Here is a 26,738-nt window from a genome sequence, read left to right as displayed (position 1 = left end):
CCGTGAGGCTCGCGCGCGCCGTCGACGCGTTCCTCCGGCACATCACGATCGAGCGCGGCCTGTCCGCGCACACCGTCGCCGCCTACCGGCGCGACCTCGCCGGCTACCTGGACTGGTTGGCGGGGCATGACGTCGACGACACGAATGCGGTGACGACCGAGCTCGTCACGAGGTTCGCGGCGGAACGGGCGGCATCCGACCCCCCTCCCGCCTCGACCTCGATCGCCCGCCTGCAGTCGGCGGTGCGCAGCTTCCACCGTTTCCTCGCGCGCGAGGGCATCTCGACGGAGGACCCGACGGCGCGGCTGCGACCGCCCAAGGCGCCGATGCGGTTGCCCAAGGCTCTGCCCGTCGACGATGTGATCCGGCTGCTGGATGCCGCCGGCCCGGCGCCGGCGGACGCCGCACCCGGTGAGCTCATCGGGCTCCGCGACCGGGCGCTGCTCGAGCTGCTCTACGCGACCGGTGCGCGGGTGTCCGAGATCGTGGACCTCGACGTCGACGACCTGATGCACGGCGAGGTCCTGCGCGTGCGCGGCAAGGGCTCGAAGGAGCGGATCGTCCCGGTCGGCTCGTACGCCCGCGCCTCGGTGGACGCGTATCTGACGCGCGCCCGACCCGAACTCTCCCGGCGCGGCCGCGCGACGCCGCGCGCCTTCCTCGGCGCGCGCGGCGCACCGCTCTCGCGCCAGAGCGCGTGGCTCGTGATCCAGCAGGCCGCCGACCGCGCGGGGATCACGGCCCACGTCTCGCCGCACACGCTGCGGCACTCCTTCGCGACCCACCTCTTGCAGGGCGGCGCCGACGTCCGCGTCGTGCAGGAGCTCCTCGGTCACGCCTCCGTCGCGACGACACAGATCTACACGCACGTCACCGTCGACGCGCTCCGCGACGTCTACCTCACCTCGCATCCGCGCGCGAGATGACCCTGCGCATCGGGGGAGTCGCTCCCTCGTCCCGGGCGCCGCGGTGACTAGACTCGGGTGAGCACGGCGAAGGCAGGAGATCAGTGGCGAGCAAGCGGAGCACGGCGGAGGCCACCGGCGCATCGACGGTGGCGGGTTCGGCGACCGACACCCCGATGGGGCCGACGGGTCGTCCCTACCACGGCTTCCCGACCCCGCCGAAGCTCGACGGCCACGGCCCCGCGCGCATCATCTCGCTGTGCAACCAGAAGGGCGGCGTCGGCAAGACGACGACGACCATCAACCTGGCCGCCGGTCTCGCCTCGTACGGTCGCCGCGTGCTCGCGGTCGACTTCGACCCGCAGGGCGCCCTGTCCGCCGGGCTCGGCGTGCAGACGCACGAGACGGCGACGATCTACGACCTCCTCCTCGACCCGAAGCGCGACCCGAACGAGGTCATCGTCTCGACGTCGGTCGAGGGCCTCGACATCCTCCCCGCCAACATCGACCTGTCGGCGGCCGAGGTCCACCTCGTCAACGAGGTCGCGCGCGAGACCATCCTGGCCCGTGTGCTCCGCAAGGTCGCCGGCGACTACGACGTCATCCTCATCGACTGCCAGCCCTCCCTCGGGCTGCTCACGGTCAACGCGCTGACCGCGAGCCACGGCGTCCTCATCCCGCTCGAGTGCGAGTTCTTCGCGCTGCGCGGCGTCGCGCTCCTCATCGAGACCATCGACAAGGTCCGCGACCGCTTGAACCCGGCGATCCAGCTCGACGGGGTGCTCGCGACGATGTACGACCCGCGCACCTTGCACTCGCGCGAGGTCCTCGAGCGTGTCGTCGACGCGTTCGGCGACGACGTGCTCGAGACGGTCATCGGACGCACGGTCAAGTTCCCGGATGCCTCCGTCGCCGGGGTGCCCATCACGAAGTTCGCCCCCGAGCACTCCGCCGCCCAGGCGTACCTGCGCCTCGCGCGGGAGCTGGTCGCCCGTGGCGCCGTCGCCTGACGACGTCGCCGACGCCGACGCCACGCCCTCCGAGGCACACGCGACCGAGGCCGCCGGCGATCGGTTCCGTGTCTCGCTCGGCAACTTCGACGGTCCCTTCGACCTGCTGCTGACCCTCATCTCCAAGCACGAGCTCGACATCACCGAGGTGTCGCTCAGCAAGGTGACCGATGAGTTCATCTCGTACCTGAAGGGGCTCGACGACGATGCCGAGCTCGATCAGGCATCCGAGTTCCTCGTCGTCGCCGCGACGCTGCTCGACATGAAGGTCGCGGGACTTTTGCCGCAGGGCGAGCTGGTGGATGCCGAGTCGGTCGCCCTCCTCGAGGCGCGCGACCTGCTGTTCGCCCGGTTGCTGCAGTACCGGGCGTTCAAGGAGGTGTCGGCGTGGTTCGCCCGCTGCCTCGACCGTGAGGGCAAGCGTCACACCCGGGCCGTCCGCCTCGACGAGAAGCATCGCCGCGCCGTACCGGACCTCGTCTGGACGCTGTCGCCCGACGACTTCGCCGCCATCGCGATGCTCGCTTTCGCACCGAAGGAGATCCCGCACGTCGGACTCGACCACCTGCACGCTCCGCTCGTCTCGATCCGTGAGCAGGCGGCCGTGGTCGTCACCCTGCTGCGGGATGCCGGACAGCTCAACTTCCGCGAGCTGGTCGCCGGCGTGACGCAGACCGGCGTCGTCGTCGCGCGGTTCATCGCGGTGCTGGAGCTGTACCGTCACGCCGCCCTGTCGTTCGAGCAGCTCGAGCCGCTGGGGGAGTTGACCCTGCGCTGGACCGCCGAGCGGTGGTCCGAAGAGAACCTCGCCACCCTGGGAGCCGACTATGACCGATGACGCCACCGAGACCGAGGCACCGCCCCGCTCGCAGCAGCCCGCCGACGTCGCGCGCCGCCTCGAAGCCATCCTGATGATCATCGACGAGCCGCAGAGCCTCGTCTCGCTGGCCGCGGCCGTCGGGGCACCGGTCCCGGCGGTGCGGCAGGCGGTCGACGAGCTCGTCGCCGACTACGACGGCGAACGGAGCGGGCCGCGGCGCGGCTTCGAGCTGCGCGAGGTCGGCGGCGGCTGGCGGTTCTACGTCCGCGAGGAGCACGACGACCTCGTCGCGGAATTCGTCAACGGCCAGGCGCCCTCGCGGCTGTCGCAGGCCGCGCTCGAGACGCTCGCGGTGATCGCCTACAAGCAGCCCGTCTCCCGCAGTCAGGTCGCCTCGATCCGCGCCGTGAACGTCGACTCCGTCGTCCGCACGCTCCTCGCACGCGGCCTCATCACCGAGGCCTTCACCGACCCCGAGACCGGGGCGATCAACTACCGCACCACCGACGCGCTGCTCGGACACCTGGGAATCAATTCCCTCGACGAGCTGCCCCCCATCTCCCCGCTGCTGGATGACGGCTCCGCGGGATTCGAAGGAGAAACCATCCGATGAACGACCAGTCCGACGAGAACAGGGTCCGACTGCAGAAGGTGCTGGCCAACGCCGGTGTCGCCTCCCGTCGTGTCTGCGAGCAGTACATCGTCGAAGGTCGGGTGCGGGTGAACGGCGTCGTCGTGACCGAGCTCGGCTCGCGCATCGACCCCGAGCACGACCGCGTCGACGTCGACGGCACCGCGATCCAGCTCGACACGAGCAAGCGCTACGTCGTCCTCAACAAGCCCACCGGGGTCGTCTCCTCGATGAAGGACGACCAGGGCCGCCCCGACCTCCGCCGCTTCACGAAGGACTGGCCCGAACGCCTCTACAACGTGGGTCGATTGGATGCCGAGACGAGCGGCCTGCTCGTCCTCACCAACGACGGCGAGCTCGCCCATGTCCTCGCCCACCCCTCCTTCGGTGTCACGAAGGTCTACATCGCGAAGGTGACCGGTCGCGTGCTCCCGCAGACGATCGCGCAGCTGACGAAGGGGATCGACCTCGAGGACGGCCCCATCGCTGCCGACAGGGCGCGGCTCCTCGACGCGAACGGCGACACGAGTCTCGTCGAGCTGACGCTGCACTCGGGGCGCAACCGCATCGTCCGCCGGATGATGGCGGCGGTCGGGCATCCGGTGGAAGAGCTCGTGCGGCGCCAGTTCGGACCTCTCCACCTGGGCACGCTCCCAGCGGGGCGGGCGCGCGAGTTGACTACAGTGGAACGCGGTGCGCTGTTGACTCTCGCGCGCCAGGCGGACACCCCGCCCGGGGATCCCACTCAGGAGCAGTTGTGACCGACGCCATCGACGCGCGCCCACGCGCAGTCCGCACGAGCGGTCTCGTCCGCATCGTCGGCGCGGGGCTGCTCGGTTCGAGCATCGGTCACGCTCTGACGGCGCTCGGTGTCGACGTCGTCCTCGCCGACGCGTCGCCCGCGCAGCTGCGGCTCGCCGTCGACTACGGTGCCGGGCGCCTCCCGCGTGAGGGGGACGAGCCTGGCCTCGTCGTCGTCGCGGTGCCGCCGGATGTCACGGCGGACGTCATCGAACGCGAGCTCACCGCCTTCCCCGACGCGGTGGTCACCGACGTCGCGAGCGTCAAGCTCGAGCCGCTGCTCGCCCTCCGTGAGCGGGGCGTCGACCTCTCTCGCTACATCGGTTCGCACCCCATGGCCGGACGTGAGCGGGGAGGCGCGATCTCCGCCCGCGCCGACATCTTCTTCGGTCGCCCGTGGGTCATCTGCCGCGACGAGGAGACTTCCGCTCGCGACCTGGCCGTCGTGGAAGGGCTCGCTCTCGACCTCGGTGCCAGCCTCGTGGAGATGACCCCCGAGGAGCACGACCGCTCGGTCGCCCTCGTCTCGCACGTGCCGCAGCTCGTGGCATCCCTTCTCGCCGGACGTTTCGTCGGCGCCGAAGACGCCTCTCTGCGCCTCGCGGGTCAGGGTGTGCGCGACACCACACGCATCGCGGCATCCGCCCCCGAGCTGTGGGTGCAGATCCTCGGCGCCAACGCCGACCCGGTCGTCGAGGTGCTGGACGCCCTCGCGGCAGACCTCACGAGCGTCGCCCGAGCGCTTCACGATCCCGATGCGCCGGGTGCACGACGCACCGTGGCCGACACGATCCGTCGGGGGAACGAGGGCGTCGAACGCCTGCCGGGCAAGCACGGGCAGAACCGCCGTTTCGAGACGGTCGTCGTCATGGTCGACGACACCCCCGGTCAGCTGGGGCGCCTGTTCGGCGACCTCGGCGAACTCGACGTCAACGTCGAGGACTTCCGTCTGGAGCACTCGCCCGGAGCCCAGTTCGGTCTCGGCGAGATCAGTGTCGTCCCGTCCGCCGTGACCGTCGCCACCGACGGCCTCGCTTCGCGCGGGTGGAAGATTGCGAGCCTCAATGACTGACCCTCTCACCGTCGCCATCGACGGCCCCGCCGGCAGCGGCAAGTCCAGCGTGTCCAAGGAGGCGGCCCGCCGTCTCGGTTACGGCTACCTCGACACCGGCGCCGCCTATCGCGCGCTCGCCTGGCACGTGCTCGAGCACGGAGCGGACACCTCCGACGCCGCCGCCGTCGTCGACGCGGCGGGCGACTTCGACTACGCCATCTCTCTCGACCCGGACGACTACTGGGTGCGGGTGGGTGAGACCTCGGTGACCCAAGCGATCCGCGAGCCGCGGGTCAGCTCCGCCGTGAGCGGCGTCGCGCGGGTCCCGGTGATCCGCGAACAGGTGAACGTCCTCTTCCGGCGGCTCGTGTCCGAGTCGGGTCGTCCCGGCGTCATCGTCGAAGGCCGCGACATCACGACCGTCGTGGCCCCCGACGCCCCCGTGCGGATCCTGCTGACCGCCGCCCCCGAGGTGCGCGCCGCCCGGCGCAGCGCCGAACTGACCACTGAGGATGCCGCGGCTGTCGCCGCCGCGCTGCACAAACGCGACGCATCCGACTCCCAGGTCGTCGACTTCCTCACCGCCGCCCCCGGCGTGACGGTCGTCGACTCGACCGACCTGGACTTCGCACAGACCGTCGACGCCGTCCTGGACGTCGTGCGGTCGGGAACGGAAGGCTCGCGATGAGCGCCGAAGACGACTACGAGTACGAGGGCGGGCCCGACCAGCTCGAGGAGAAGCTCGCGGGCCTCGACGAGGAGCTCGCCGAGCAGCGCGCCGCCGCACTGCGCGCCTCGCTCGCCGACTACGAGCTCGACGAGGAGGACGACGAGCTGCTCGCCGGCTTCACCGCCGGTGGCGAGGTCGTCGAGATGCTGCCGGCACTGCCGGTCGTCGCGATCGTCGGCCGGCCGAACGTCGGCAAGTCGGCGCTCGTGAACCGCATCCTGGGTCGCCGCGAGGCGGTCGTCGAAGACACCCCGGGTGTCACACGCGACCGCGTGAGCTACAAGGCCGAGTGGATGGACCGCCGGTTCACCCTCGTCGACACCGGCGGCTGGGAGCACGATGCGAAGGGCATCGACCGTTCCGTCGCCGCGCAGGCGGAGATCGCGATCGAGCTGTGCGACGTCGTCATGTTCGTCGTCGACGCGATGGTCGGCGCGACCGCGACGGACGAGCAGGTCGTCCGGATGCTGCGCAAGACCGACAAGCCCGTCTTCCTCGTCGCCAACAAGATCGACGACGCCCGCCAGGAGCCCGAGGCTGCGGCCCTGTGGAACCTGGGTCTCGGCGAGCCGCACCCCGTCTCGGCCATCCACGGCCGCGGTGTCGCGGACCTCCTCGACGAGGTCATGAAGGTGCTGCCCGAGGTCTCGGCCGTCGCCAAGAACGAGCTCGGCGGACCTCGCCGCGTCGCGATCCTCGGTCGACCGAACGTCGGCAAGTCGTCGCTGCTGAACAAGGCCGCGGGCGAGGAGCGCGTCGTCGTCAACGATCTCGCCGGCACCACGCGCGACCCCGTCGACGAGGTCGTCGAGCTCGGCGGCAAGCTGTGGCGTCTGGTCGACACCGCCGGCATCCGTCGTCGCGTGCACCTGCAGCAGGGCGCCGACTTCTACGCGTCGCTGCGCACCAGCGCGGCCCTCGAGAAGGCCGAGGTCGCCGTCGTCGTCCTCGACGTGACCGAGTCGATCAGCGTGCAGGACCTGAACATCATCGACCTGGTGCTCGAATCCGGGCGCGCCCTCGTCCTCGCGTTCAACAAGTGGGATCGCCTGAACGACGACGACATGGACAACGCCGACCGCCGCCGCTACCTCGAGCGCGAGATCGAGCAGGATCTCGCACACGTCACCTGGGCGCCGCGCGTGAACCTGTCGGCCCGCACCGGCCGTCACCTCGACAAGCTCGTCCCGGCGCTCGAGACCGCTCTCGAGTCGTGGGATCAGCGCATCCCGACCGGCAAGTTCAACGCGTTCCTCGCCGAACTCATCGCCGAGCACCCGCATCCGCTCCGTGGCGGCAAGCAGCCCCGCATCCTGTTCGGGACGCAGGCCTCGACGCGTCCGCCGACATTCGTCCTGTTCACCACCGGGTTCCTCGACCCGGGCTACCGCCGGTTCATCCAGCGGCGCCTGCGCGAGATCTTCGGCTTCGAGGGCACGCCGATCGTCACGAACATGCGGGTGCGCGAGCGCCGGCAGCGCTGAGCCGCGTTGCTTTCCCGTCGTCTGCGCGTCGGTCGGTGACGGATGCCGCGCCGCGCGGCGCGCCGCGTGAGAGGCTGGTCGGGTGACCATCCGTCCGCCCGATCCCGGGGAGCCGCGCCGTCCCCTCGGACCGCGCGATCCCGGCGACGCGTGGGTGATCGCCGACAGCGGGGAGAAGTACTGGGGCCGGTTCGGGGCGGCGGGACTGCTCGCGCACGACCCGGAGCGCGGCATCCTGATGCAGCATCGCGTCTCGTGGAGTCACTTCGGCGGCACGTGGGGCATCCCCGGCGGCGCCCGACACGAGGGCGAGAGCGCGACGGATGCCGCGATCCGCGAGTCGCAGGAGGAGGCCGGCGTGCCCGGCGACGCCCTGCGGCCATTGTTCACGAGTGTGCTGGACCGTGACGTGTGGACCTACACGACGCTCGTGGCGACGGTGACGCGACCGTTCGAGCCGGTCATCGCCGATCCCGAGAGCTACGCCCTGGAGTGGGTGCCGGTGGACCGCGTCGACGAGATGCCGCTGCATCCCGGTTTCGCGGGGTCGTGGCCCGACCTGCGCGCGGCACTGTCGACGCGGGTGACGGTCATCGTCGACGCGGCGAACGTCGTGGGCTCGACGCCGGACGGGTGGTGGAAGGACCGTGCAGGCGCGGCGGAGCGGCTGCTGTCGAGCCTGGCGGATCTCGCGCGTGCCGGCGTGCCCGCCGAGGCGGTGGGGCTCGGCGGGCACCGCTGGTTCCCCCGAGTGGTCGCGGTTCTCGAGGGCGCGGCTTGCTCCGCTCCCGATACCGGCGAGGTCGACGTGGTCCGCGCGGCCGGTGCCGGCGACGATCAAATCATGGCGTCGGCCGTCGCCGCGGCGCGGCGAGGAGATCTCACCGTCGTCGTGACGAGCGATCGCGGGCTCATCGAGCGGGTCCGTGCGGCGGGCGCGACCGCGCGGCCGGTGTCGTGGCTCCGCGGACTGCTGCCCTCGTGAGGCGGCTCGTCGGACTCGGCGTCGCTGTCCTGGCCGTGGCTGCAGGGCTCGCTGTGCACCTGTCGGCGCCGGACGGGGCCGCATCCGACGTCGCTGGAGACGCGCTCTACGTGATCGCGGTCTGGGGCGGGCTCGTCCTCCTCTTCCCGCGATGGCGGTCGTGGGTGACCGCCGCGGTCGTCCTCGGCTGGAGCGTCGGGGTGGAGCTGTTCCAGCTGACCGGCGTGCCGCTGCGGTGGGCGGGGGAGTGGCCGCCGATCGTGCTCGTGTTCGGCACGGTCTTCGACCTGAGGGATCTGCTCGTCTACGTCGTCACCGCGATGGCTGTCGGCGGAGCGGATGCCGCCGCTCGCCGTGCGATCGCACCCCGCCGCGCCGGGTCAGCGGCCGCGTAGCTTCTCGATGTCGCGTCGCTCGCGCTTGGTCGGTCGGCCCGCGCCGCGGTCGCGCACGGCGATCTGCGCGACGGGTTCCCGCTCGGGAGTGCGGTCCTCCGCGGCGAGGGCGGCCACAGGCGCGCCGACACGCTTGCTGATCGCCTGACGCACCACGAGGATGCGGTCGAATCCGGCGATCCGCACGCGGAGCTCGTCGCCGGGGCGCACCTGCTGAGCGGCCTTCGCCTTCTCACCGTTGACGCGGACGTGACCGGCGCGACAGGCCGTGGTCGCGGCGGAGCGGGTCTTGTAGACGCGGACGGCCCACAGCCAGGAGTCCACGCGCACGGCATCCGCCATGTCGACCTCCTCCCGTCCGGTGAACCCATCGTAGGCAGGTCAGGATGCCGCGAGCCGCCGCTCCACCCGGTCGAACATCGCCTGGTCGAACGCGACGATGCGCGCCTCGGCGACGCGCGACGGCGTGTCCCGCAGTGTCGCGACGGCAGCGTCGACGGCGTCCTCGAGCGGCCACCCGTAGACCCCTGCGCTGACGAGGGGGAAGGCGACGGATGCGGCGCCCAGCTCGTCGGCGACCTCGAGCGCCCGGCGGTAGCAGGACGTGAGGAGGTCGCGGTCGCGTTCGCCGGCGGTGTGGTTCGGGCCGACGACGTGGATCACCCATCGTGCCGGCAGGTCGCCGCCGGTCGTCCACCCGCCGTCGCCTGTGGCGAGCCCGTGCGGGAAGCGGGCGATGCAGTCCGCGAGGATCGTGGGCCCGCCCGCTCGGTGGATGGCCCCGTCGACGCCGCCCCCGCCGCGCATCGCCCGATTGGCGGCGTTGACGACGGCGTCGACGTGCTGCCGGGTGATGTCGCCGGGGACGACGGTGACGCGGGTCACGCGAGCTGCTTCGCGACGATCGGACGTGCCGGAGCGGGACGGGCGGTCTCGGTGAACCCCGCGGCCAGGAAGCTCGACAGGGTGCCGTGGTACAGGTCGTTGCTCGAGAACCGCTTCACGTCGGTGTCGAGCGGATAGCCCTCTACGAGGCGGGCACCGTGTGTGCGGGCGTGCTCGACCGCCGCATCGAGGAGCCGGGACGCGATTCCCTGGGAGCGGTGCTCCGTGCGGACGACGAAGCAGGTGATCGCCCAGACGTCGGGGTCGTCCATCGGTTCGGGCGACTTCTGGATGTTGCGCGTGCGGGCGAGGCGCGGCTGGTCGGGGCGCGGCGAGACCTTGACCCAGCCCGCCGCGGCGCCGTCGACATAGGCGATGAGCGCGGACGCGACAGGGGTGGCGAGGTCTTCTCGAAGCAGGGCGCGTCGCTCGTCGGGTGTGGCGGCGTCGAAGTCCTTGGGTGCGTGCATCCACCACTGGCACCAGCAGTCCGCGCCGTCGCCGCCCCCGGTGAGGGCGTGCTCCGCGTCCGCGAACCGGTCGGCTCGGGCCGGTTCGATCGTGATCTGCGTCATGCGGGCAGGGTAGCCCGGAGCAGGGACACGCGGAACCCCGTGGCGGTTCGCGGCCGGCCCGCGGACCGGCTAGGATAGGGGAGTTGTCCGCGAGGGCGACGGACCGGGATGTGGCGCAGCTTGGTAGCGCACTTGACTGGGGGTCAAGGGTGCTAATGCCACTATTAGCCCCATTAGAGGTAAAAAACAGAACAACGGGATGTGGCGCAGCTTGGTAGCGCACCTGACTGGGGGTCAGGGGGTCGCAGGTTCAAATCCTGTCATCCCGACAGAAAAGCCCAGGTGAGAGCAGATTTCTTGCCTGGGCTTCGTCGTCGGTAACGGAGGGTTTGCGCGGACCCACTCGGGCTGCCACCAAGATGTCGCGCTGGCCCTCGAGGTCGGCAGTCGCGAAGCGCCGGGACCTAGCCGGGACACGAGCGCCGTGGTCGATCCCATGGAGCCAGTCATCGAGCACTTGGCGGACGCGTCGGCCCTGGGTTTGGGGCGTGACCAGGTTGCCGTACTTGGGTGTCGAGAAGGGCGTTCGTCTGCTCAGCGGCAGTCACGATGAGCCGCCCGAACGCTAGGACCCAGTAACCTTCGAGCAGGGTCCGCGCGAAGCCTTCTCAGACTCGCGGATCTGCTCTGAGATACTCAGATGTGACCAAGAAGCAGCCTTTCAACTTCGGCAAGCTAGCCGCTGGTGCCGCTATCCGCGCGATCACCGAGCCTTCGGAGCTCTTCGATGCGTTGCCGAACAAGGCGGCCGGGTATGGCTACCTCAGGGCGGTTCAGGGGGCTGTCCTGGACGCATGGTCGCCCCGCCGTGATGAGAAGGACCTGGTCATCAAGACCAACACCGGTGGAGGGAAGACCATTGTTGGTCTGCTCATGCTGCAGTCCTCATTGCATGAGGGAGTTGGGCCGGCGCTTTACATAGCGCCGGACCCCCACCTCGCGGAACGAGTCATCGCCGAGGCCAAGGCATTGGGTATCGAGGTTGCTGACGATCCCGAGCACCACAGGTTCACGAGTGGTGAGGCGATTTGCGTGACGACGATGAAGACACTCATCAACGGCAAGACCCGATTCGGAATCGAAGGTTCGGCGACGCGGCAGCCGATTCCCGTGGGCGCTGTCATCATCGATGACGCACACGCAGGAATTGCGCTGGCAGAGGAGGCGTCTCGGCTTGTCATCCCTTCTGGGCACAAGGCGTTTGACCCGGTCCTCGACCTGTTCGAGGACGAGCTCAAAGAGCAGGGACTAAACGCCTACATGGACATCCGCGAGGGGGATCGTAGTGCGGTGCTCCGCGTTCCCTTCTGGGCCTGGGTCGAACGCCAGGAGCAGGTGCTCACGCTGCTTCGTCCCTTTCGGGCGTCGAAGGAGTTCGAGTGGGCCTGGCCCATCATGTCCGATCTCATGGCTATCTGCGAGGTGACCGTCTCGGCGGAGGCGATTGAGATCAACCCACCCTGTCCGCCGATCGAGAAGTTTCCGTCGTTCGCCGAGGCCAAGCGGCGTATCTATATGACCGCGACGCTCGCTGACGACAGTCTCCTCGTGACGCACTTCGATGCGGACCCGGATAGCGTCGCGAGCTCCATCGTCCCGGAGACCGCGGCTGATCTCGGTGACCGTCTCGTCCTTGCACCCCAAGAACTGAACTCCACCATCTCGGTGAGCGAAATCCGAGAGCTCGCCGCCTCCGTCTCGGCGGACCACAACGTCGTTGTGCTCGTGCCCAGCTGGCGTATCGCGAAGCAATGGGAACCGTTGGCTGCACACGTCGTTAGCAAGGCCGAAGAGATCAGCGATGTGGTCAAGGGTCTCAACAGCGGTCATGTCGGACTCGTCGTCATCGTAAGCAAGTACGACGGCATCGACCTCCCCGACGAGGCCTGCCGACTTCTGGTCATCGACAGCTTGCCGTTCGCGTACACCGCGGCCGAACGGCGTGAAGCCGTCGCGCTGCGGGACAGCGAAGCAATGGTCGCCCGACAGTTGCAGCGACTCGAGCAGGGCATCGGGCGTGGAGTCCGAAGCCGAGACGACCGCTGCGCAGTCATCCTCATCGGATCCCGACTCACCCAGCTCGTTGCTCGCGCAGATACCGCAAGCAAGCTCTCGCCGGCAACTCGCGCGCAGATGCAACTTTCGAGGGACGTCGCATCGGACCTCGACGGTGCGTCCGCCGAGGATATCGAGGGAGTGATCCGGCAAGTCATCGACGGAGACGCCGACTTCCGCACCGCATCCCGTGAAGCTCTCCTGGGCGTAAAGTACGGGCCCGGCGTCGTCTCCGACTCAGCCCGAGAGCTCAGGGCGGCGTACAACGCGGCACGAATCGGTCGGTTCGAAGACGCGGCCTCCCACGCGGGGAGCGCTGTTGACTCGGCGATCGCAGAGGGCGACACAAGGCTCGCGGGGTGGCTGGGCGAAACTCACGCCAGCTATCTGGAGCGCGTTGATAAGGTGGCTGCGCAGCAGACGCTTGACCAGGCTTCAAGGAACAATCCCGCGGTACTCGCACCACTCGGTGGCATCGCCTATGTGCACCTCGCGCAAGCGTCCAATCAGGCGCAGGAGGCGCGGAACCTCCTGACTGACACCTACGCGACCGGCGACGAGCTTGTTGTTGGCATCGGCGCCCTCATCACCGACCTTGCGTGGGACCCGCTACGCACCGACCAGGCGGAGGACGCTCTCGCCTCCCTCGGACGCCATCTCGGATTTCTCGCGCAGCAGCCCGAACGTGACTTCAAAATCGGAAGCGACGTCATGTGGTCGCTCGGCGACCACCAGTACGTGGTCATCGAAGCGAAGACCGGGGCGGAGTCAACGGCCATCTGGAAGAAGGACATCAACCAGCTCGCTGGCTCCGTCAACTGGTGTGAAGGGGAGTACGGGGCGGACGCGAAGGTTATTCCGCTCATGGTCCACCCGAGTCACCTCGTCCAACGTAGTGGAACGCCGCCACAAGGCTGCCGATCGATCAACCGTGCAGATATGAAGGCGCTGAAGAAGGCGCTAAAGCAGTTCGCTCGCGCTCTTGCCAACGACAACGCATTTCAGGACGTAACCGCCGTCGAGGCCCAAATGATCGCGCTCGGTCTCACCCGCGATACCTTCTTCAGTACTTTCACCCGCCAGACAAAGCGAGAGCCACGCAGCTAGCTCGAGGGCAGCCCAAGTTTGTCGAAGAACGCCCGATTGCGTTCGGTCGCGGAGTTGATGAGACGGTCGAACGACATCACCTCGACGTAGGCCTTCGCTGGCTCGTTGAAGCCGAAAAAGCCCATGCCATCGGGCGTACGGCGCAGGTTCGCATAATTGCACCGGTTGACCATGGACGGCGTGAGATCGGCCACGATGTAGCAGAACGCAGGCGACTCCTGGGATGCGGGGATGGGTCGCCCGGATGCGGTGAGGACGCCACCGCTCCTCACCTTCGCGACGTAGTCGAGGCACTGGGCAATGGGGTCCTTGTCCTCGGAGGCGTCGTTGCGCATTGGCCGCTTGATCTCCACGACCACGATGGACGGCAATGGGAGCGTCTCGCCCTCAGACGCGAGCAGCGGGCCGTCAACGAGTCGCGTGGCGATGATGTCGGGCTCCCGGGTGGAATCCGATCCCGTAACCGGCATGCTCTTCAAAGTCTTGTCTGAGGCTAAGTAGTCGTGGAACGCGAGGCGTTCGTCGAGGATCCAGAGGTTCGACGCGTCCGTGCCGATCTCGTTGGAGTCAGTGCGCATCGGGATCAGCAATGAGTGGACGGCGTCCTCGCGGCTGTAGCCGCCAGCGTCGTTCGAGCGGATGAGCTTGGTGAGGATATCGAGAATCACCCTCCGACGCGAGACATACGCTGCGAGGTCGGACTGGTTGATCTCCTTGATGGTCTCGAGATAGCTGTCGAGGCGCTCCTTGTAGTCCTCGAGCGGGGAAGCCCCGGCTTCGGCGAACACGGCCTGGCCCTCGACCAGCGCATCGGCTTCGAGCTTCTGCAGGTTGCGGTGGAGCAGCAGCTCGAGCTCAGAGTCCTTCATCGCGGGGTCGACGGTGACGCCGAGCTTGGTGAGCCGAGCCAGAACGGGACGGTAGCGGGGCGCCCGGTTGCTCACGAACTCATTGACGCGGGAGCGGCCCTCCTCGCGTGCCGCGTTCAGCGGCTCCTCGAGTAGACGCTCGACTTCGTCGAGGACCGCGGCACGAACATCATCGAGGGTGAGGTCGTCGCCGAGTGCGGCTCCGGGCAGTCGCTCCTCAATGTCGAACGCGGTCCGGTCGGCGCGCACGTTCGCGTCGAGGAAGTCGGAGGAGAGGTAACAGACGTAGGTGAACTCCGCCGACGTCGAGTCACGCAGTCGGCCGTATAGGCCGGCGAGCTTGCCGGAGAGGTTCTCCTCGATGACGACGCGATTGGCAGCGCACCAATAGAGCCTGGGGATGGTGTTCCGTGTCATCGATTTGAGGCAAAGGTTCACCATGTCGAACTTCTGCCCCTTAACCGTGATGGTCGTCGACGGCAGCTCGGAGTACACGAAGTCCTCCATGAGCTTGTTCAGAGAGATGACCTCCTCGTCGACGACCGTGACCTCGGGTGCTCCGCCCGGCCGCAAAAAGTACCAGATGCAGTGCTCGAAGATCTCACGGGCTATCGCATCTGCCGTCTTCGGCGCGCTCTTCTGGTACTGGCTCTTGAAGCCGTCGAGCAGGACTACGGCGCCTGCCTCCGTGAGAGAGACGCTCTCCGCTCCGTGCTCGACCTCGCGCTCTACGGAGAACTTGAAGCTGCGCGTCTGCAGCTGGTCATGGCCGTCGAAGTACGCGCTGTCAATGGCTACGCGGTCGAACGCCTTGAGCCAGAGAAGGCGGCCGACGCCGCGCGACCCGAGGTCTGCCTTGAAATCGCTGTCTAGGGTCTCGAACGAGCTCATGTTCTCCGGGGTGAACCCAACGCCGTTGTCTTCTACGGAGAACCCGATGATGGGCGGGAGCGCTACGCGTCCCGGGCCAGCCGGCCCATAGTCGAACTCCTGCTGTCCGTCCCGCAGGATTCGGATGCGCAGATTCCCACTGCCGATGTCGTCGTCACCGAAGCGCTCGTCGATGGCCTGGAGACTATTGATGACGGCTTCCTGGAGAGGGAGCAGCGGGTGGCTTTTTGGGAGGCTGGTGTTGCGAACTCGGCCTGCCAAGGAGGTAGTGAGTGCCATGGTCCTCCTCGCTGGTGACGTCATTTGCAACTTTATCGCCGCCCACGGACAGGACCGGCAGCCGCGCGATTGCGACGTGTCGTGAATCACGGCCGGGGACACCGACGTCCCTTCGCGGGCCGTGGCATGGATCAACGGTGCGGTGAGGGTCGAGTCACGCCAGAGGTCCGCGAGGGCGCCTGCCGCTGTTCTTGGGCGTCGAGGAATGCGTTGGCCTGCTCGGCGGCGGAGGCGAGGTGGCGGGTGTCAGGGTGCAGGTAGCCGCGGGTGGTCTCGATCGATTTGTGGCCGAGGATGCGTTGCAGCACGTGCAGTGGGATGCCCGCGTCGGCCATCCAGGTCGCGCCGGTGTGGCGGAGCCCGTGCCGAGTCAGTGAGGGCAGTCCGAGCCCGGTGACGAGGTCGTCCCACTTGGTCGCGTCGCGCACGCTCGCGGTGGTGAGGACGCCGCCGCGGGGACCGCGCAGCAGCCGCTCGTCGGGCTCGCGGTCTGCCGTCAGACGCTCCAAGACGGGTTTGAGCGCGTTCAGGATCGGGACCGGGCGCGCCGCTCGTCCTTTGGTCTGTTTGGTGACCAGGCCGCCGGATCCTGGGTAGGTCTGCCGTTCGATGGTCACGATGTTCGTCTCCGAGTTGACGTCGCCCACGCGGAGCCCTGCGATCTCGGAACCTCGGGAGGCGAGGAGCGCGCTGAGCATGACGAAGTCCGAGTAGCTCTGGTGCACCTGCCCGCACGCTTCGGCGAGCCGGTTCAGCGTGGCCAGGTCCGGCAGGGCGTGAGCGCGTGGCGAGGTCTGTTCGGCGGGGATGATGAGAGCGGACTTGCCGAGGCTGCGCCGGGATCTGTTGCGGGCCGGATTGCTGGCGAGCACATCGTCGCGCACGGCCTCGTCGAGCACGCGCACGAGCGGTGCGATGCTGTTCTTGATCGTGGAGGGGGAGTGTGCTTTCTCCCAGTCGTCGATGGTGCGGTCGATCATCCCGGCTGTGATCTGCGAGATCGGCAGGTGCCCGAGCGCGGGGAGCACGCGCAGACGCAGGCCCACCTTGTAGCCGTCGGCGGTCGAGGTCGGGTCCAGGCCGCGCGTCCATCGGTCTCCGATGGTCGCCAGGTAGTCGCCGAAGGTGATGCGGCGGTCGATGCCGATCTCCGAGGACTTCAGCAGGTCGGTGAAGAACGCCTCGGCGGCTTCCTCGTCGGGTACGACGAGTGCGCGCACGACGCGCCGTCTGGTTTGTGGGTCGATCCAGCGTGCTCGTGCCCGGATGCCGGAGGGACGGTGTTCGAGGTCGGTGGTGACCTTCACTCCGAAGGGAGGGACGGCCGGGGCGTTCTCAGTCGTGCTCATCGGCGGAGAGCGACGCGAGCCACGCCTCGACAGCGTCGAGGCGGTATCGGGTGATCCCGCCCATCCGCAGGAAGGGCGGTCCCTTCTTGTCGGTGCGCCACCGCGACAGCGTCGCCTCCGAGACCTTCAGGTAGGCGGCGACTTCCCGGCTGTCTAGCAGCGGCGAAACTAGCGGCGACTCAGTGATCGTCTCGCTCATGGCCGGTCGCTCCAGTCCGTGTTCACGATCTCCTGGATCGTCGCGTCCTGCTCCTGCTGCCGGGCGCGGATCTGCTCCTCTACGAAGGCGAGGAAGTCCTCGGTGCGGGCGGTCACGGACCGCTCGGTGGTGTTGGGCTCCGCCCAGTGCTCGGCTTCACCACCGGGCCACGGGGTGATGCGGGTGGGTCGGTCGCGGTCGAGGCGGGTGCCGGAGATGGTGACCCAGTCTCGGAGCCGTTCGCGGGCAAGGCCGAAATCGTGGTGCCAGGCGAGGGCCTGGTTCCCCTTGGCTTGCGGGTCATAGCTGAACATCCAGTGTTGCCGCAGTGCGGACAGCTCCCAGAGCAGCTCGGGGTGGCGGTGCCACATGGGCGGGATGATCTGGGCGGGCAGTCCGTACTCGTGCCGGAGCCAGTCGACCCACGCGTTGAGCTCGAGCAGTTCATGCTCGAGGTCTTCGGGGGGCAGGGTGCGCCAGTTGATCGGTCGGGGCACCTCGCCGAGGACGTCGTTGATGTGCTGGGCGTACTGCTGCTCGACGATCCGGCGCACCTCGTCGCCGGGGTCGTCTGGAAGCGGCGCCTCCGGGTCAGTCACATCGGGCATGTCGATCCTTTACGTCCACGGGGCGGAAATGGGAAGGGTGCCGCCGGCGGGTGGCTGCGGGGCCGCCAGCGGCACCCGGCTCATCGGGCGACCGCTGCGCGGTCGGCCTGGACGGTGCCGCTGGTGGCGGTCGTCTCGGGCTGGAGTGCCTGCTCGCGCTGTGCGAGCGCGACCGCGGCCGGGTCTCGTTCCCCGGCCGCTCGCTCCGGCGCCTCGCGGTCCGCGCCGGCGCGCTCCTGGCGGGTCCGGTCAACGGTGTAGGTGGTGCGGTTGTTGTCGTGGCCGATGCGGGAGGCTATGAACTGCTCGCGCTGCTCGCCCTGGTACTCGTGGACGTTGCTGCGGCCCTCGGCGATGAAGTTGTCGCCCTTCTGGAACTTCTCGTGCGCGCGTTCGGCGGCCTTGTCGAACATGACGAGGTTGGTGAACACGCTCTCCAGCTGCGTGAACGAGCCGTCCTCGTTGCGCTGGAACTGCTCGATCCCGACGCGGGCATAAAAGCGGTGCCCGCCGTTGCTGGTCTCGGTCAGCTGCGGGTCGGTGGCGATGAATCCCGACAGGGCCTCGCGGGTGGGAATGGCCATGAACCCTCCTTCAGGGTCTTGATCGGTTCGCCCGCTGCTGCGGGGTCACAGGTCAGGTACGGCCGGCGACCGGCAGGTCACGCGCCTGGCCGGAGGAGGCGTTCTATGTGGGTGCGGTCCTCGCGCAGCTGGGCGGCGTCGGCGCGCTTCGGCCAGGGGCGCAGGGTGGTGATGATCGGGCGGGCGGTGCGGAGCATGACGACGCCGGTGCCGAACGGCAGGGTGCGCAGCACGTCTGGTGGGAGGATCGGGACCCGCCGGACGGAGCGCTGGGTGGAGTGCGAGCCGTAGGCGTCGGTGGTGACGCTGTCGGTGGTCTCGTCGCGGTCGCCGATGAGCGTGGAGAGGTCCTGCAGGTCGCGGCTGTTGGATGCACCGCCGAGGATGACTTTCACGATGGAGGCGTCCCAGATCGCGTTGGCGTTGTTCTCGCCCCACTTCTCCCGCGCCTGAGCGAGCGATTGGAGCACGGGCAAGGTGGTGATGCCGGTGCCGCCGCCTTCTGCCATGAGTGTGGGAAGCGACGGCAGCGGCGAGAGGTTCCCGATCTCGTCCAAGGCGAGCAGCAACGGCGGGTCCATCCGCGCGCCGGGTGACCGTGCCGCGATCTTCCGCGCTGCCTCGACGAGGTCTTCGATGAACGCCGCCACGAGCGCAGCCGATGCCCCGGCCCCCGCACCCGTGGCAAGCAGGTAGAGGGTGCCGCCGTCGCGCAGGAACGACTCCGGATCGAACTCCTCACCGACCGCCGGAGACACGGCGTCCAGCACGCGAGGATCGGCGAGGGCAGCGAGGGCGAGGGATACGCCTTGCCAGATCGAGTCACGGGTGCGGGGGTCGGCTTGCACCATCGCGTCAAGCGAGTCCGCCCACCCGTCGGCGGCACCGGGATGGGTGGACAGGATGCGGACGGCGTCACCGGCGAGGGTCGGGTTCAGCGCCCACTGGTACAGGGTTCTCGCGTCGCGGCCCTCGAGCGCGGCCGCGTGCAGCAGCGCCTGGATGGCGGCAGTGGTCTTGCCTTCCCAGAAGCCGGCGTCCTGCACCCCACCGAACCCCGTAGCCGTCGCGAGCCCCTTGGCGCGGATCATCGCTGTGAGCGGGTCCTGGCAGCCACGCACCGGCGACCACCGCATCCCCGCGGACAGGCCGGGAGCGAGCTGCTGCGGGTCGAACACCGCGACGGGCCCCTTGCGTTCCCGGGCGCGGAGGGTCGCGGTGAGGTTGTCGGGCCGGGTGGAAGTGGTGATCACGGCACCGGGCGCGTCGAGGACGCTGTTGATGACGACGTGAAGGCCCTTGCCGGAGCGGGGCGGTCCGATCAGGAGGATGCTGTCCTCGACAGTCGCCCACACCTGCCCGCCCTTGCTCGTCCCGAGCAGGTAGCCGACATCGCCCGGCTCGGGCTTGCCGGTTAGGGACGGGCGGAGCGTGCCGGCCCGCTTGACGAGCGCTTTCGGAGACGCGACGCGGGCGACCTCGGCGCCGCTGGCAGTGCCGGCAAGGTGGTGCGGGTTCGTCGCGGCGCGTGCGCGGCTGATCGCCCGCCACACGAACACCCCCGCGGTCGCGAGGATTCCCAGCAGCAGGACCACGACCGCCCAGTACGCGAAGGGGTTCAGTCCTGGTGCTCCCAGGGCGGTGCCGGGGTCGGCAGGCCTCGCGAGCACGCCGAGCCCGTCGGTGATGCCGGCGGTCGGTTGCGGGTGGCCGGTGAGGAACGCGGCGATGCTGCCGGCCAGACCGAGTACCCCGCCGAAGGCGACGACGGCGACCAGGCCGCCGAGTGCGATGTTCAAGAAGGCGTCGTTCGCGGGCCTGGGGTGAGCGGAGGGCATGGGCGGGTCCTTCCTGAGCTCGCCGCGTGTCGGCGAGCTCAGGAGGCAGGTGCGGAGTTCAGTCGATGCGGCGCACCGTGGTGGTCCCGGAGATCCGGCCCAGCAGGATCAGCTCCCCGGTCACAGTCGCGTGTTCGGCACGGTCCAGCAGCGCCCGGGCCGTGCCGTTGCCTGCGGCGGAGGTATGGCGCAGCACGAGAGCGATCGCGACGTCCTCACCGGGCACGAACCCGTCCGCGGTGAACTCCACCAGCTCCGGCCGCGGCCGCTCCGGCGACTCGTCGAGTGGTGCTGCGCCATCGGGGTCGGGAGTCAGAATGTCGGCGTAGACGCTGCCGTCGAGCTCGCGGACCTCGACCCGGGTCGGGCTGGCGAACCGGGCGATGAGTTCGGCGATCGCCGGCCCGAGCTCATCGCGGCGCGTCGGCATCGCGGGCAGCCGTTTGCCGTTCACGGTGAGCACGACGTGCTCCGCGGAGACGACCTCGGCGATGATCTGCGGCAGCACCGGCGGCACCGACCCGGGCGGCTCGGCCCGTCGCCCGCGGCCGATCACAGAGCACCTCCCGTGCCGTCACCGCGGGCTCGTCCGGCGGTGGAATCAAGCATCCGAGACCGAGTATCGAAGGCCTGCAACTCAGCAGGATGCAACTGATGTTGCACGACATAGGAGGACTCCTTGATCCGCCACAGCCCCTGCCCACTGCCCAGGGAAGGCAGCAGTTTGCGCTCGGTGCCGGTCAGTCCGAGCGCCTGCGCGGTGGCGCCGAGCTGGTCGGATTCTTGCCGGTAGATGATCCTGGTTTCCGCGTTCGCGAGCAGCGAGGACGCCAGCGCGCGCATCGCCGACCCCTGGTCGCCGACGTTCTCGAGGTCGCTGAGCTTGTGGAAGATGAGCAGGTTCGCGAGGCCGTAGTGGCGCGCGAGGCGCCAGTGGGCGTCCATGCGGCGCAGCAATGACGGGTGCGACATGAGCCGCCACGCTTCGTCGTACACGACCCACCGTTGCCCACCGTTCGGGTCCAGCAGTGCGGATTCCATCCACGCTGAGGAGCAGGTCATCAGCACGGAGATGAGGGTGCTGTTCTCCACGACGCGGGACAGGTCCAGGGAGAGCATCGGCAGCGACGGGTCGAACCGGACCGTGGACGGGCCGTCGAACAGGCCCTGCAGGTCCCCGGCGACCAGGCGCCGCAGCGCGTGCCCGACCAGTCGCCCGTCTTCGGCCAACCGGCCGTCGGTGTCCTCGGCGCGGTCGGGGGCGAGGATGCGGTCGACCACCATCGGCAGGATCGGTACCGAGCTCTGTGAGACGGTGGCGCGCAGGGCGACGTCGATCGCGGTGTGCTCCAACGGCGTCAACGACCGTTCCAGGACGGTTTCGGCGAGCGCGCCGATCAGATCCCGCCGGCGGGCAGCGACAGTAGTGGCCCATTCGTCGTCGGCGACCCCGGCAGGACGGTAGCCCTCGTCCAGCGGGTTCAGGCGGGCGCCGAGCCCGTGGCCGAGGATGATCGCCTTCCCGCCCACGGCGCGGGCGACCGGGGTGTGTTCGCCCTTCGGGTCACCGGGCACGTACACGCGGCGACCGAACGCGATCGACCGGGTGTAGAGCGACTTCGCCAGGCTGGACTTGCCGCTGCCGACGATCCCGGCCAGCACAAGGTTGGGGGCGGTGATGATGCCGCGCTGGTAGAGCACCCACGGGTCGTAGACGAACGACCCGGAGCTGTAGAGGTCCTGGCCGACGAACACCCCGTTCGAGCCGAGCCCGCCCTCGGCGAGGAACGGGTACGCGCCCTGCAACGCCGCGGACGTGTCCTGGTGGGCAGGGACCCGGAACCGTCGCGGTGAGCGCAGCGCCGCCGGCCCCGGCTCACCGCCACGCGGCAGGTATGTGGTCGCGCGGGCCTCGGCCCGTTCCGCCTCGTATCGCGCCTTGGCTTCGGCGCGTGTGGTGGCCTGGTCCTGCGCGAGGACCTGACGTGCGGCGCGCTGCCGTTGCCGTCTGGCCTTCCGGTCGCCCTTGCCGGTCTCGACCAGGACGGTCGAGTACAGCTTCCTGCGTGTGTCGTCCGCGCCCATCGCGCACCTCGTTCTGTTCGCCTGTGATTTCCGGTGGTCAGGTGCGGATCACAGGCCGCGGCCCAGCGGCAGGGCTGCGGCGACGAACGCTTGCGCCTGCTGCCCGACCAGCAGGCGGGTTTCGCAGGAGGCTTGGATCGCGGCCTGCTCGATTGCGGCGACCGCGGCGTCGAGCTCGTCGATGCTCGGGGCGGAGATGGCGATCAGCCCGGTGTAGCGCAGCACGCCGTGCCCGGCGGTGAGGTCCGCCTCCTGCTGGAGCACGTCGGCGTACTCGGCGGACTGGGAGGCATCCTCGATCTGACCGATCCGCTGCCGCTGGCTCTGGTCGCTGATGTATTCGGTCTTCTTCTTGCGGATGTCCCGTACGGCCTGGTCCGAGCGCACCGGGTCGTACAGCAGCGTCACGGCCCTGCGGATGCCGCTGGAGAGCAGGATCGGGGCGAGGAATCCCGGGTAGACCTGGGAGCGGGGCCACTGCGACACCCACAGCACCGCGTGGTGCGCGGAGTCTGACCGGAGCCTGGCCCAGGTCTCCTCGACCGCGACGGGGCCCGCGGTAGCGAGGTCGCGGCCGATGTCGCCTGCCCGGTCGAGGGTGGCGGCGATCTGCGGGTCGTAGGCGGTGCGGAGCATCACCGCGAGATCCCCAGGCGTGTACCAGTCGGAGGGCTTCAGGTCCGCGGCGCGCAGCGCGGTGGTCAGGGTGTGCATCTCCTGCCGCAGCACCTCGGCGGCGCCTTTGATCCCGCCACCGGCGGAACGGATCTGCCGGGAGGCGGCGCGCATGTCCAATGCGAGGGACAGCGTGGTGATGTGGCGTTCCCCGGCGGGGCCGGCGCGTTCGATCAGCTCGGCGTAGGTCTTCGCGACCCACGACCCGTCGTCGCGGCCGTGCTCGGCCCACCACTGCGACAACCCGGAGCCGGAGTCCGGGACGGTGCGCTCGAGGACCTGCACGCGGGCGATGCGCCCGGAGCGGCACACGGTGGACAGCACCCGGCCCCAGCCGTGCACGCGCCGCTCCTGCTCACCGGGGTCCATCAGCACGAACGCGGAGTGGGTCACCTCGAGGATCGCGGTCAGGGTCTGCACGTGCGGGTCGTGCACCATCACCGCCCCGGACTCGGGATCCTCGTACTGGCGCAGCGCGGCCGCGTCACCGGGCAGGGCGAGGGTGCCTGCGGGGCGGGGCCTCACGATCCGGCGCCGGTACGCGGTCTGCCGGGCAGCCTTGCGCCAGACCCAGTGCCCGGTGATCGGGACCCACTCGATGAGCTTGCGCCCGCCGACTCCGACGACCGCGAGTGCCGCGAACGACAGCCACGCTGGGGCGGTGTAGAGAGCTGCGGGGCCGCCGGCGTAGAGGGCGGCGATGAAGACGACCGCGCCGGTGGCGAGGGCGATCACCTGCGGCAGCGACAGGCCCAGGATGATGCCGCGGGTGGTGAGCCGGGAGAACTTCACCGGGCTCAGCTCGTAGTCGGTGGTGGCCATGACGCTCCTTCGGACGACGCATACGGTGTAGTCGTCTGCCAGGTACGCATCGCGCCCCCGGACGAGCAGAAGCGGCGACGCTCCGTGGCTGGGTCAGGTCGCTACAGCTGACCGAGCCGGGTGCGCCGCCGCTTCCGGGGCGGGCGGTTCACCTCCTCTCGACGTGCCCGATGGGCGTTACCGCTTGCCCGGATCCGTCGGGGGCGGCGCCGCTGGTGGTGGTGAGGTGCGTGGCTCTGCCGGGGCCCGCGGGGACGACGCCTGCTGCGCCGGCGCCGACGTGGTCGGCTGGGAGGGGGAACTTGACTGGGACCGTCGCTGCGCGGGCGGCTGGGACGGGGCGTTCGCCGGAGGCTGCCCACCCTGCTCGCTGCTCGCCGGAGGCGTGGCCGGCTGGGCAGCGGCCCCGCTCTGCGATGGTGCGGGGCGCGGGGTGTCCGGACGCTGCTGCTGGGCACCGGCGGGAGGCGGGCTCTGGCTCTCCTGCGCCGCGGAGGCGTGTCCTTCGGCGCTGCGGCCGATCGCGCCGCCGAGCTTGGGCCCGGCTTCCGCGGCGCCCTTGGCGATCTTCGCGCCGGCCACCGCGGCGATCCCGATCGGCCCGGCCGCGGCGCCCGCGCCGGCACCCGCTGCGGCACCGCCTCCACCGGCAGCTGCACCACCGCCCGCCGCCGCACTTCCGCCTGCCCCCGCACCGGCACCGCCTCCACCCGCGGCGGACCCGGCACCCGCACCAGCCCCCGCGCTCTGCCCGGCGGGGGCCGTCTGGCCGCCTCCGGGCGGCGGTGGCGGTGGTCCGCCGGGCCCGCCACCACCCCCGGCGCTGCCGGGTCCGTCGTCGCCGGCGCCGTCGAGGACCTGCTTGGGGGCGGGTCCGTCGGGCTTGCCGGACATCGGCAGCGGCCGGTTCATGGACTGCTTCGCCTCTTGTTCGGCGGACATCACGTGGTACATGTCGAAGCCGACGAACGAGATGAACTTGTACACCATGTACGGGGCGAACGCAGCGACGAACATCAGCACGATTCCCGCGACCGGGTCGGCGATCGAGGCGAGGTCGAAGTCGATCGGCGCGTTGGTCTGGTTGATCGCGACGAGGAACACCACCGCGATGACGAGCTTGGAGAAGATCAGTGCGAGCACGAAGCTCGCCCACTTCCCGAACCATCCCCGGGTGGCGTCCCAGGACCCGCCTGACAGGGCGATCGGGGCGAGCACGACTCCGACGAGGATGAGCGCCTTGCGGATCAGTAGGCTGAACCACACGATTGCCGCGGCGGTGAGCGCGAGGAACGACAGGAAGATCGTGATGATCGCCCCGGCGCCGGGGGCGGTCAGGTTGATCGCGGTGAGCCCGGCGACCAGCAGCCCGATCTTCGCGCCCATCTCCTCCAACGTGGTGCCGGTGGCCTGGATGACTCCGATGGTGAGCTGGTCGACGACTTCCAGCAGCGTGGTGGTGAGGGTGAGCACCAGGAACGAGCCGAGCACGCTGCGTGCGAGTCCGAGGGCGGCGCGGGACAGCGCGGACGGGTCGCGGCGGATGAGACCGGTGATCAGCTGCAGGCAGAAGAAGATCAGCATGATGAAGATCGCGATCCCGAACATCACGTTGTAGACGGTGATGTAGCCGGGTGCGGTGAGGTCGACCAGGGTGCTGGTGTCGAACAGCCACCACACGCCCTGGAACATCCAGGACGCGGCCTGCCCGACGGCCTGGGCGAGCCAGTCGAACGGGGCGCTGATCAGCGTCGCGGCGGTCTCGCCGGCGACGTCGCAGACGTTGCTGATGATGGGGACGTCACAGATCCCGTCCATACCGTTCCCCTCCTCTCATGAGTCGAAGGGGGCGGGTCAGGAGACGGTCTGGCCGACGTTCCAGAAGAAGTTGATGAGCGTGACGGCAGCGCCGGTGATGATCGCGGCACCGCAGGAGATCAGCACGCCGAGCTTCCCGCGGGAGGCGAGGTGCGGGTTGGAGCTGTTGGCACCGAAGCCCCAGACCACGGCCGAGATGATTAGGGCGAGGACGGACAGGATGAGTCCGACGGTCATCACGGCGCCGACGATGGTGCGCAGAGCTGCGATGCCCGGCAGTCCGGAATCGTTGGGGTTGATGTCGATCTGCGCCGGCAGCACGGTCGCCGTCTGGGCGAGGGCGTCGAGGATGAGGGTCATGCGGGGCTCCTTCACGAATGGGTGAGCCCTGCCCGGTGCGGGGCTCATCGCGACAGGTGCGGACCCCGCCCTTCCCTCTGGTTACAAGCCGAGCCAGCGTACCGCGGGCGACGTGCGCGAGACGCCTGCCCGCAGGCCGCTCGCGCCGGTGGAGCCTGGGTCGAGTTCTTCGGCGCGTGCGGCGAGCTGTTCGGTGAGCCGGGTCGCTCGGTGTGAGGCGTGCACGGCATCGCGGGCCAGTGCCCGTGCCGTCGGTTCGCCGCCGGCCCGGAGCAGGGCTCGTTCGTTTGCGAGGTCGCGTTCGTTCTCGTCGTGGAAGGTGCTGATGGCCGCACGCAGCTCGGTGATGGAGAGGACGTCGCTGAATGGTTCGACCTCGACCCAGTTCTGCTGACGGGTCGACCAGACCTCCATCACCCAGGTGTACCCGTCGATGGAGCCCATGAAGTTCGCGTCGTCCCAGAACGTCAGCCGTTGCCGTTCGGGGTACTCGAGCACGTTGCCGTAGTCGTTGTTGACGTAGGAGCGCCAGTGCGCGTGCGGGTAGCCGGCGGTGATGCGTTCGGCCAGCTCTTCGGCCAACGGGTAGGTGGTCAGCGGGAGAGGTTCGCCGATGTTCTCCTCGTCGATGAACGTCGCAGCGATCCCGATCATCTCCTCCGGGGTGTCCGCCGACCCGGCGCCGCCCGGGACGGGCCGGTAGGTCTCATCGCGTCCGTCCCACTCCTCGACGCCCCACACGTATCCGGCACCGCCTGCCGCTGTGGTGATGCGCAGCAGGATCCGTTCGGGGAACACGATCGCCGCGCTGGGTGACCAGTCCGGGTCGGCGTGGTAGATCCACGCCCCGCCGGGACGGTGCTCCTCTTCGAGGACCTGGAGGAGCCGATGACTGGTGGGCTGGGGCTGCGTATCGGCCATGGC

Annotated in this window: 26 protein-coding genes and 1 tRNA gene; 12 read left to right on the top strand and 15 right to left on the bottom strand. The window is 69.4% G+C overall.

Annotated elements, in window-relative coordinates:
• Positions 1–2: 2 nt before the first annotated feature.
• The 10 genes from xerD (at position 3) to ACIGEP_RS07490 (ending at position 8,815) form a co-directional block, all read left to right on the top strand.
• Complete coding sequence (gene xerD, locus ACIGEP_RS07535; RefSeq protein WP_396660972.1) at positions 3–926, top strand: site-specific tyrosine recombinase XerD; 924 nt, start codon at positions 3–5, stop codon at positions 924–926.
• Between the two features lie 155 nt (positions 927–1,081).
• Positions 1,082–1,915, top strand: a complete 834-nt coding sequence (locus tag ACIGEP_RS07530) for a ParA family protein (RefSeq protein ID WP_396661030.1) — start codon at positions 1,082–1,084, stop codon at positions 1,913–1,915.
• Entirely contained in the window at positions 1,899–2,753 is an 855-nt protein-coding gene (locus ACIGEP_RS07525; RefSeq protein ID WP_396660970.1) for a segregation and condensation protein A, read from the top strand. Before ACIGEP_RS07530 ends, ACIGEP_RS07525 begins: the two co-directional genes overlap by 17 nt.
• The gene (gene scpB / locus ACIGEP_RS07520) at positions 2,743–3,348 is read left to right on the top strand and encodes an SMC-Scp complex subunit ScpB (RefSeq protein WP_396660969.1); all 606 of its coding nucleotides are present in this window, start codon (positions 2,743–2,745) and stop codon (positions 3,346–3,348) included. The genes ACIGEP_RS07525 and scpB overlap by 11 nt, the downstream gene beginning before the upstream one ends.
• Positions 3,345–4,127, top strand: coding sequence for a pseudouridine synthase (locus ACIGEP_RS07515; RefSeq protein WP_396660968.1), 783 nt, complete (start codon positions 3,345–3,347; stop codon positions 4,125–4,127). The genes scpB and ACIGEP_RS07515 overlap by 4 nt, the downstream gene beginning before the upstream one ends.
• The gene (locus tag ACIGEP_RS07510; RefSeq protein WP_396660967.1) at positions 4,124–5,239 is read left to right on the top strand and encodes a prephenate dehydrogenase; all 1,116 of its coding nucleotides are present in this window, start codon (positions 4,124–4,126) and stop codon (positions 5,237–5,239) included. The genes ACIGEP_RS07515 and ACIGEP_RS07510 overlap by 4 nt, the downstream gene beginning before the upstream one ends.
• The gene (cmk, locus tag ACIGEP_RS07505; protein WP_396660965.1) at positions 5,232–5,909 is read left to right on the top strand and encodes a (d)CMP kinase; all 678 of its coding nucleotides are present in this window, start codon (positions 5,232–5,234) and stop codon (positions 5,907–5,909) included. Before ACIGEP_RS07510 ends, cmk begins: the two co-directional genes overlap by 8 nt.
• Positions 5,906–7,435: a ribosome biogenesis GTPase Der gene (gene der / locus ACIGEP_RS07500; RefSeq protein WP_396660964.1), complete on the top strand. Its 1,530-nt coding sequence runs from the start codon at positions 5,906–5,908 to the stop codon at positions 7,433–7,435. The genes cmk and der overlap by 4 nt, the downstream gene beginning before the upstream one ends.
• A gap of 82 nt (positions 7,436–7,517) precedes the next feature.
• Positions 7,518–8,420, top strand: coding sequence for an NUDIX domain-containing protein (locus tag ACIGEP_RS07495; protein WP_396660963.1), 903 nt, complete (start codon positions 7,518–7,520; stop codon positions 8,418–8,420).
• Entirely contained in the window at positions 8,417–8,815 is a 399-nt protein-coding gene (locus tag ACIGEP_RS07490; protein ID WP_396660962.1) for a DUF2809 domain-containing protein, read from the top strand. Before ACIGEP_RS07495 ends, ACIGEP_RS07490 begins: the two co-directional genes overlap by 4 nt.
• On the opposite strand, the gene ACIGEP_RS07485 is transcribed toward ACIGEP_RS07490, so the two are convergent.
• Genes ACIGEP_RS07485 through ACIGEP_RS07475 form a run of 3 tightly spaced genes read right to left on the bottom strand, consistent with a single transcriptional unit; the run spans position 8,801 to position 10,275 of the window.
• Positions 8,801–9,157: an RNA-binding S4 domain-containing protein gene (locus ACIGEP_RS07485; RefSeq protein WP_396660961.1), complete on the bottom strand. Its 357-nt coding sequence runs from the start codon at positions 9,155–9,157 to the stop codon at positions 8,801–8,803. The two genes, ACIGEP_RS07490 and ACIGEP_RS07485, sit on opposite strands and share 15 nt — an antisense overlap.
• 39 nt (positions 9,158–9,196) lie before the next feature.
• Positions 9,197–9,700 (bottom strand): O-acetyl-ADP-ribose deacetylase, encoded by a 504-nt coding sequence (locus ACIGEP_RS07480; protein WP_396660960.1) that lies wholly within the window; start codon positions 9,698–9,700, stop codon positions 9,197–9,199.
• Positions 9,697–10,275, bottom strand: coding sequence for a GNAT family N-acetyltransferase (locus ACIGEP_RS07475; RefSeq protein ID WP_396660959.1), 579 nt, complete (start codon positions 10,273–10,275; stop codon positions 9,697–9,699). Before ACIGEP_RS07475 ends, ACIGEP_RS07480 begins: the two co-directional genes overlap by 4 nt.
• A 195-nt stretch (positions 10,276–10,470) precedes the next feature.
• On the opposite strand from ACIGEP_RS07475, the gene ACIGEP_RS07470 reads away from it, so the two are divergent.
• Together ACIGEP_RS07470 and ACIGEP_RS07465 are read left to right on the top strand one after the other, a co-directional pair.
• Positions 10,471–10,544 (top strand) — tRNA-Pro (locus tag ACIGEP_RS07470).
• A gap of 373 nt (positions 10,545–10,917) precedes the next feature.
• Positions 10,918–13,437: a helicase C-terminal domain-containing protein gene (locus tag ACIGEP_RS07465; protein WP_396660958.1), complete on the top strand. Its 2,520-nt coding sequence runs from the start codon at positions 10,918–10,920 to the stop codon at positions 13,435–13,437.
• Here ACIGEP_RS07465 and ACIGEP_RS07460 read toward each other — a convergent pair.
• The 12 genes from ACIGEP_RS07460 to ACIGEP_RS07405 form a co-directional block, all read right to left on the bottom strand.
• On the bottom strand, positions 13,434–15,476 hold the full coding sequence (locus tag ACIGEP_RS07460; protein WP_396660957.1) for an ATP-binding protein: 2,043 nt from the start codon (positions 15,474–15,476) through the stop codon (positions 13,434–13,436). The genes ACIGEP_RS07465 and ACIGEP_RS07460 overlap by 4 nt on opposite strands.
• Positions 15,477–15,607: 131 nt before the next feature.
• The gene (locus ACIGEP_RS07455) at positions 15,608–16,825 is read right to left on the bottom strand and encodes a tyrosine-type recombinase/integrase (RefSeq protein ID WP_396660956.1); all 1,218 of its coding nucleotides are present in this window, start codon (positions 16,823–16,825) and stop codon (positions 15,608–15,610) included.
• Positions 16,812–17,024, bottom strand: a complete 213-nt coding sequence (locus tag ACIGEP_RS07450) for a helix-turn-helix transcriptional regulator (protein WP_396660955.1) — start codon at positions 17,022–17,024, stop codon at positions 16,812–16,814. The genes ACIGEP_RS07455 and ACIGEP_RS07450 overlap by 14 nt, the downstream gene beginning before the upstream one ends.
• Positions 17,021–17,632: a hypothetical protein gene (locus tag ACIGEP_RS07445; RefSeq protein WP_396660954.1), complete on the bottom strand. Its 612-nt coding sequence runs from the start codon at positions 17,630–17,632 to the stop codon at positions 17,021–17,023. The genes ACIGEP_RS07450 and ACIGEP_RS07445 overlap by 4 nt, the downstream gene beginning before the upstream one ends.
• 80 nt (positions 17,633–17,712) lie before the next feature.
• The gene (locus ACIGEP_RS07440; protein ID WP_396660953.1) at positions 17,713–18,216 is read right to left on the bottom strand and encodes a single-stranded DNA-binding protein; all 504 of its coding nucleotides are present in this window, start codon (positions 18,214–18,216) and stop codon (positions 17,713–17,715) included.
• 77 nt (positions 18,217–18,293) lie between these two features.
• Positions 18,294–20,054 carry a TraM recognition domain-containing protein gene (locus tag ACIGEP_RS07435; RefSeq protein WP_396660952.1) on the bottom strand — a complete coding sequence of 587 codons (1,761 nt, stop codon included), beginning with the start codon at positions 20,052–20,054 and terminating at the stop codon, positions 18,294–18,296.
• Between the two features lie 58 nt (positions 20,055–20,112).
• On the bottom strand, positions 20,113–20,610 hold the full coding sequence (locus ACIGEP_RS07430) for a hypothetical protein (RefSeq protein WP_396660951.1): 498 nt from the start codon (positions 20,608–20,610) through the stop codon (positions 20,113–20,115).
• Positions 20,607–22,139 carry an ATP-binding protein gene (locus ACIGEP_RS07425; RefSeq protein ID WP_396660950.1) on the bottom strand — a complete coding sequence of 511 codons (1,533 nt, stop codon included), beginning with the start codon at positions 22,137–22,139 and terminating at the stop codon, positions 20,607–20,609. Before ACIGEP_RS07425 ends, ACIGEP_RS07430 begins: the two co-directional genes overlap by 4 nt.
• Positions 22,140–22,187: 48 nt before the next feature.
• On the bottom strand, positions 22,188–23,636 hold the full coding sequence (locus tag ACIGEP_RS07420; RefSeq protein WP_396660949.1) for an SCO6880 family protein: 1,449 nt from the start codon (positions 23,634–23,636) through the stop codon (positions 22,188–22,190).
• 177 nt (positions 23,637–23,813) lie between these two features.
• A complete protein-coding gene (locus tag ACIGEP_RS07415; protein WP_396660948.1) occupies positions 23,814–25,454 on the bottom strand; it encodes a conjugal transfer protein TrbL in 1,641 nt (546 codons plus the stop codon).
• 36 nt (positions 25,455–25,490) lie between these two features.
• The gene (locus ACIGEP_RS07410; RefSeq protein WP_214390145.1) at positions 25,491–25,814 is read right to left on the bottom strand and encodes a DUF6112 family protein; all 324 of its coding nucleotides are present in this window, start codon (positions 25,812–25,814) and stop codon (positions 25,491–25,493) included.
• Positions 25,815–25,895: 81 nt separating this feature from the next.
• Entirely contained in the window at positions 25,896–26,735 is an 840-nt protein-coding gene (locus ACIGEP_RS07405; protein WP_396660947.1) for a hypothetical protein, read from the bottom strand.
• Positions 26,736–26,738: the final 3 nt, after the last annotated feature.

The sequence above is a fragment of the Microbacterium sp. NPDC077663 genome, from assembly GCF_044542795.1.
Lineage (GTDB): Bacteria > Actinomycetota > Actinomycetes > Actinomycetales > Microbacteriaceae > Microbacterium.
Note: the sequence above shows the minus strand (reverse complement) of the source record. Positions and strands in the feature narration are given on the sequence as shown.

Bases quoted from the DNA above. Each gene is read 5' to 3' on its own strand.
- ACIGEP_RS07530 (WP_396661030.1), top strand. From the start codon at position 1,082: ATGGGGCCGACGGGTCGTCCCTACCACGGCTTCCCGACCCCGCCGAAG.
- scpB (WP_396660969.1), top strand. From the start codon at position 2,743: ATGACCGATGACGCCACCGAGACCGAGGCACCGCCCCGCTCGCAGCAG.
- ACIGEP_RS07515 (WP_396660968.1), top strand. From the start codon at position 3,345: ATGAACGACCAGTCCGACGAGAACAGGGTCCGACTGCAGAAGGTGCTG.
- cmk (WP_396660965.1), top strand. From the start codon at position 5,232: ATGACTGACCCTCTCACCGTCGCCATCGACGGCCCCGCCGGCAGCGGC.
- der (WP_396660964.1), top strand. From the start codon at position 5,906: ATGAGCGCCGAAGACGACTACGAGTACGAGGGCGGGCCCGACCAGCTC.
- ACIGEP_RS07485 (WP_396660961.1), bottom strand. From the start codon at position 9,157: ATGGCGGATGCCGTGCGCGTGGACTCCTGGCTGTGGGCCGTCCGCGTC.
- ACIGEP_RS07475 (WP_396660959.1), bottom strand. From the start codon at position 10,275: ATGACGCAGATCACGATCGAACCGGCCCGAGCCGACCGGTTCGCGGAC.
- ACIGEP_RS07460 (WP_396660957.1), bottom strand. From the start codon at position 15,476: ATGGCACTCACTACCTCCTTGGCAGGCCGAGTTCGCAACACCAGCCTC.
- ACIGEP_RS07455 (WP_396660956.1), bottom strand. From the start codon at position 16,825: ATGAGCACGACTGAGAACGCCCCGGCCGTCCCTCCCTTCGGAGTGAAG.
- ACIGEP_RS07450 (WP_396660955.1), bottom strand. From the start codon at position 17,024: ATGAGCGAGACGATCACTGAGTCGCCGCTAGTTTCGCCGCTGCTAGAC.
- ACIGEP_RS07445 (WP_396660954.1), bottom strand. From the start codon at position 17,632: ATGCCCGATGTGACTGACCCGGAGGCGCCGCTTCCAGACGACCCCGGC.
- ACIGEP_RS07440 (WP_396660953.1), bottom strand. From the start codon at position 18,216: ATGGCCATTCCCACCCGCGAGGCCCTGTCGGGATTCATCGCCACCGAC.
- ACIGEP_RS07435 (WP_396660952.1), bottom strand. From the start codon at position 20,054: ATGCCCTCCGCTCACCCCAGGCCCGCGAACGACGCCTTCTTGAACATC.
- ACIGEP_RS07425 (WP_396660950.1), bottom strand. From the start codon at position 22,139: ATGGGCGCGGACGACACACGCAGGAAGCTGTACTCGACCGTCCTGGTC.
- ACIGEP_RS07420 (WP_396660949.1), bottom strand. From the start codon at position 23,636: ATGGCCACCACCGACTACGAGCTGAGCCCGGTGAAGTTCTCCCGGCTC.
- ACIGEP_RS07415 (WP_396660948.1), bottom strand. From the start codon at position 25,454: ATGGACGGGATCTGTGACGTCCCCATCATCAGCAACGTCTGCGACGTC.
- ACIGEP_RS07410 (WP_214390145.1), bottom strand. From the start codon at position 25,814: ATGACCCTCATCCTCGACGCCCTCGCCCAGACGGCGACCGTGCTGCCG.
- ACIGEP_RS07405 (WP_396660947.1), bottom strand. From the start codon at position 26,735: ATGGCCGATACGCAGCCCCAGCCCACCAGTCATCGGCTCCTCCAGGTC.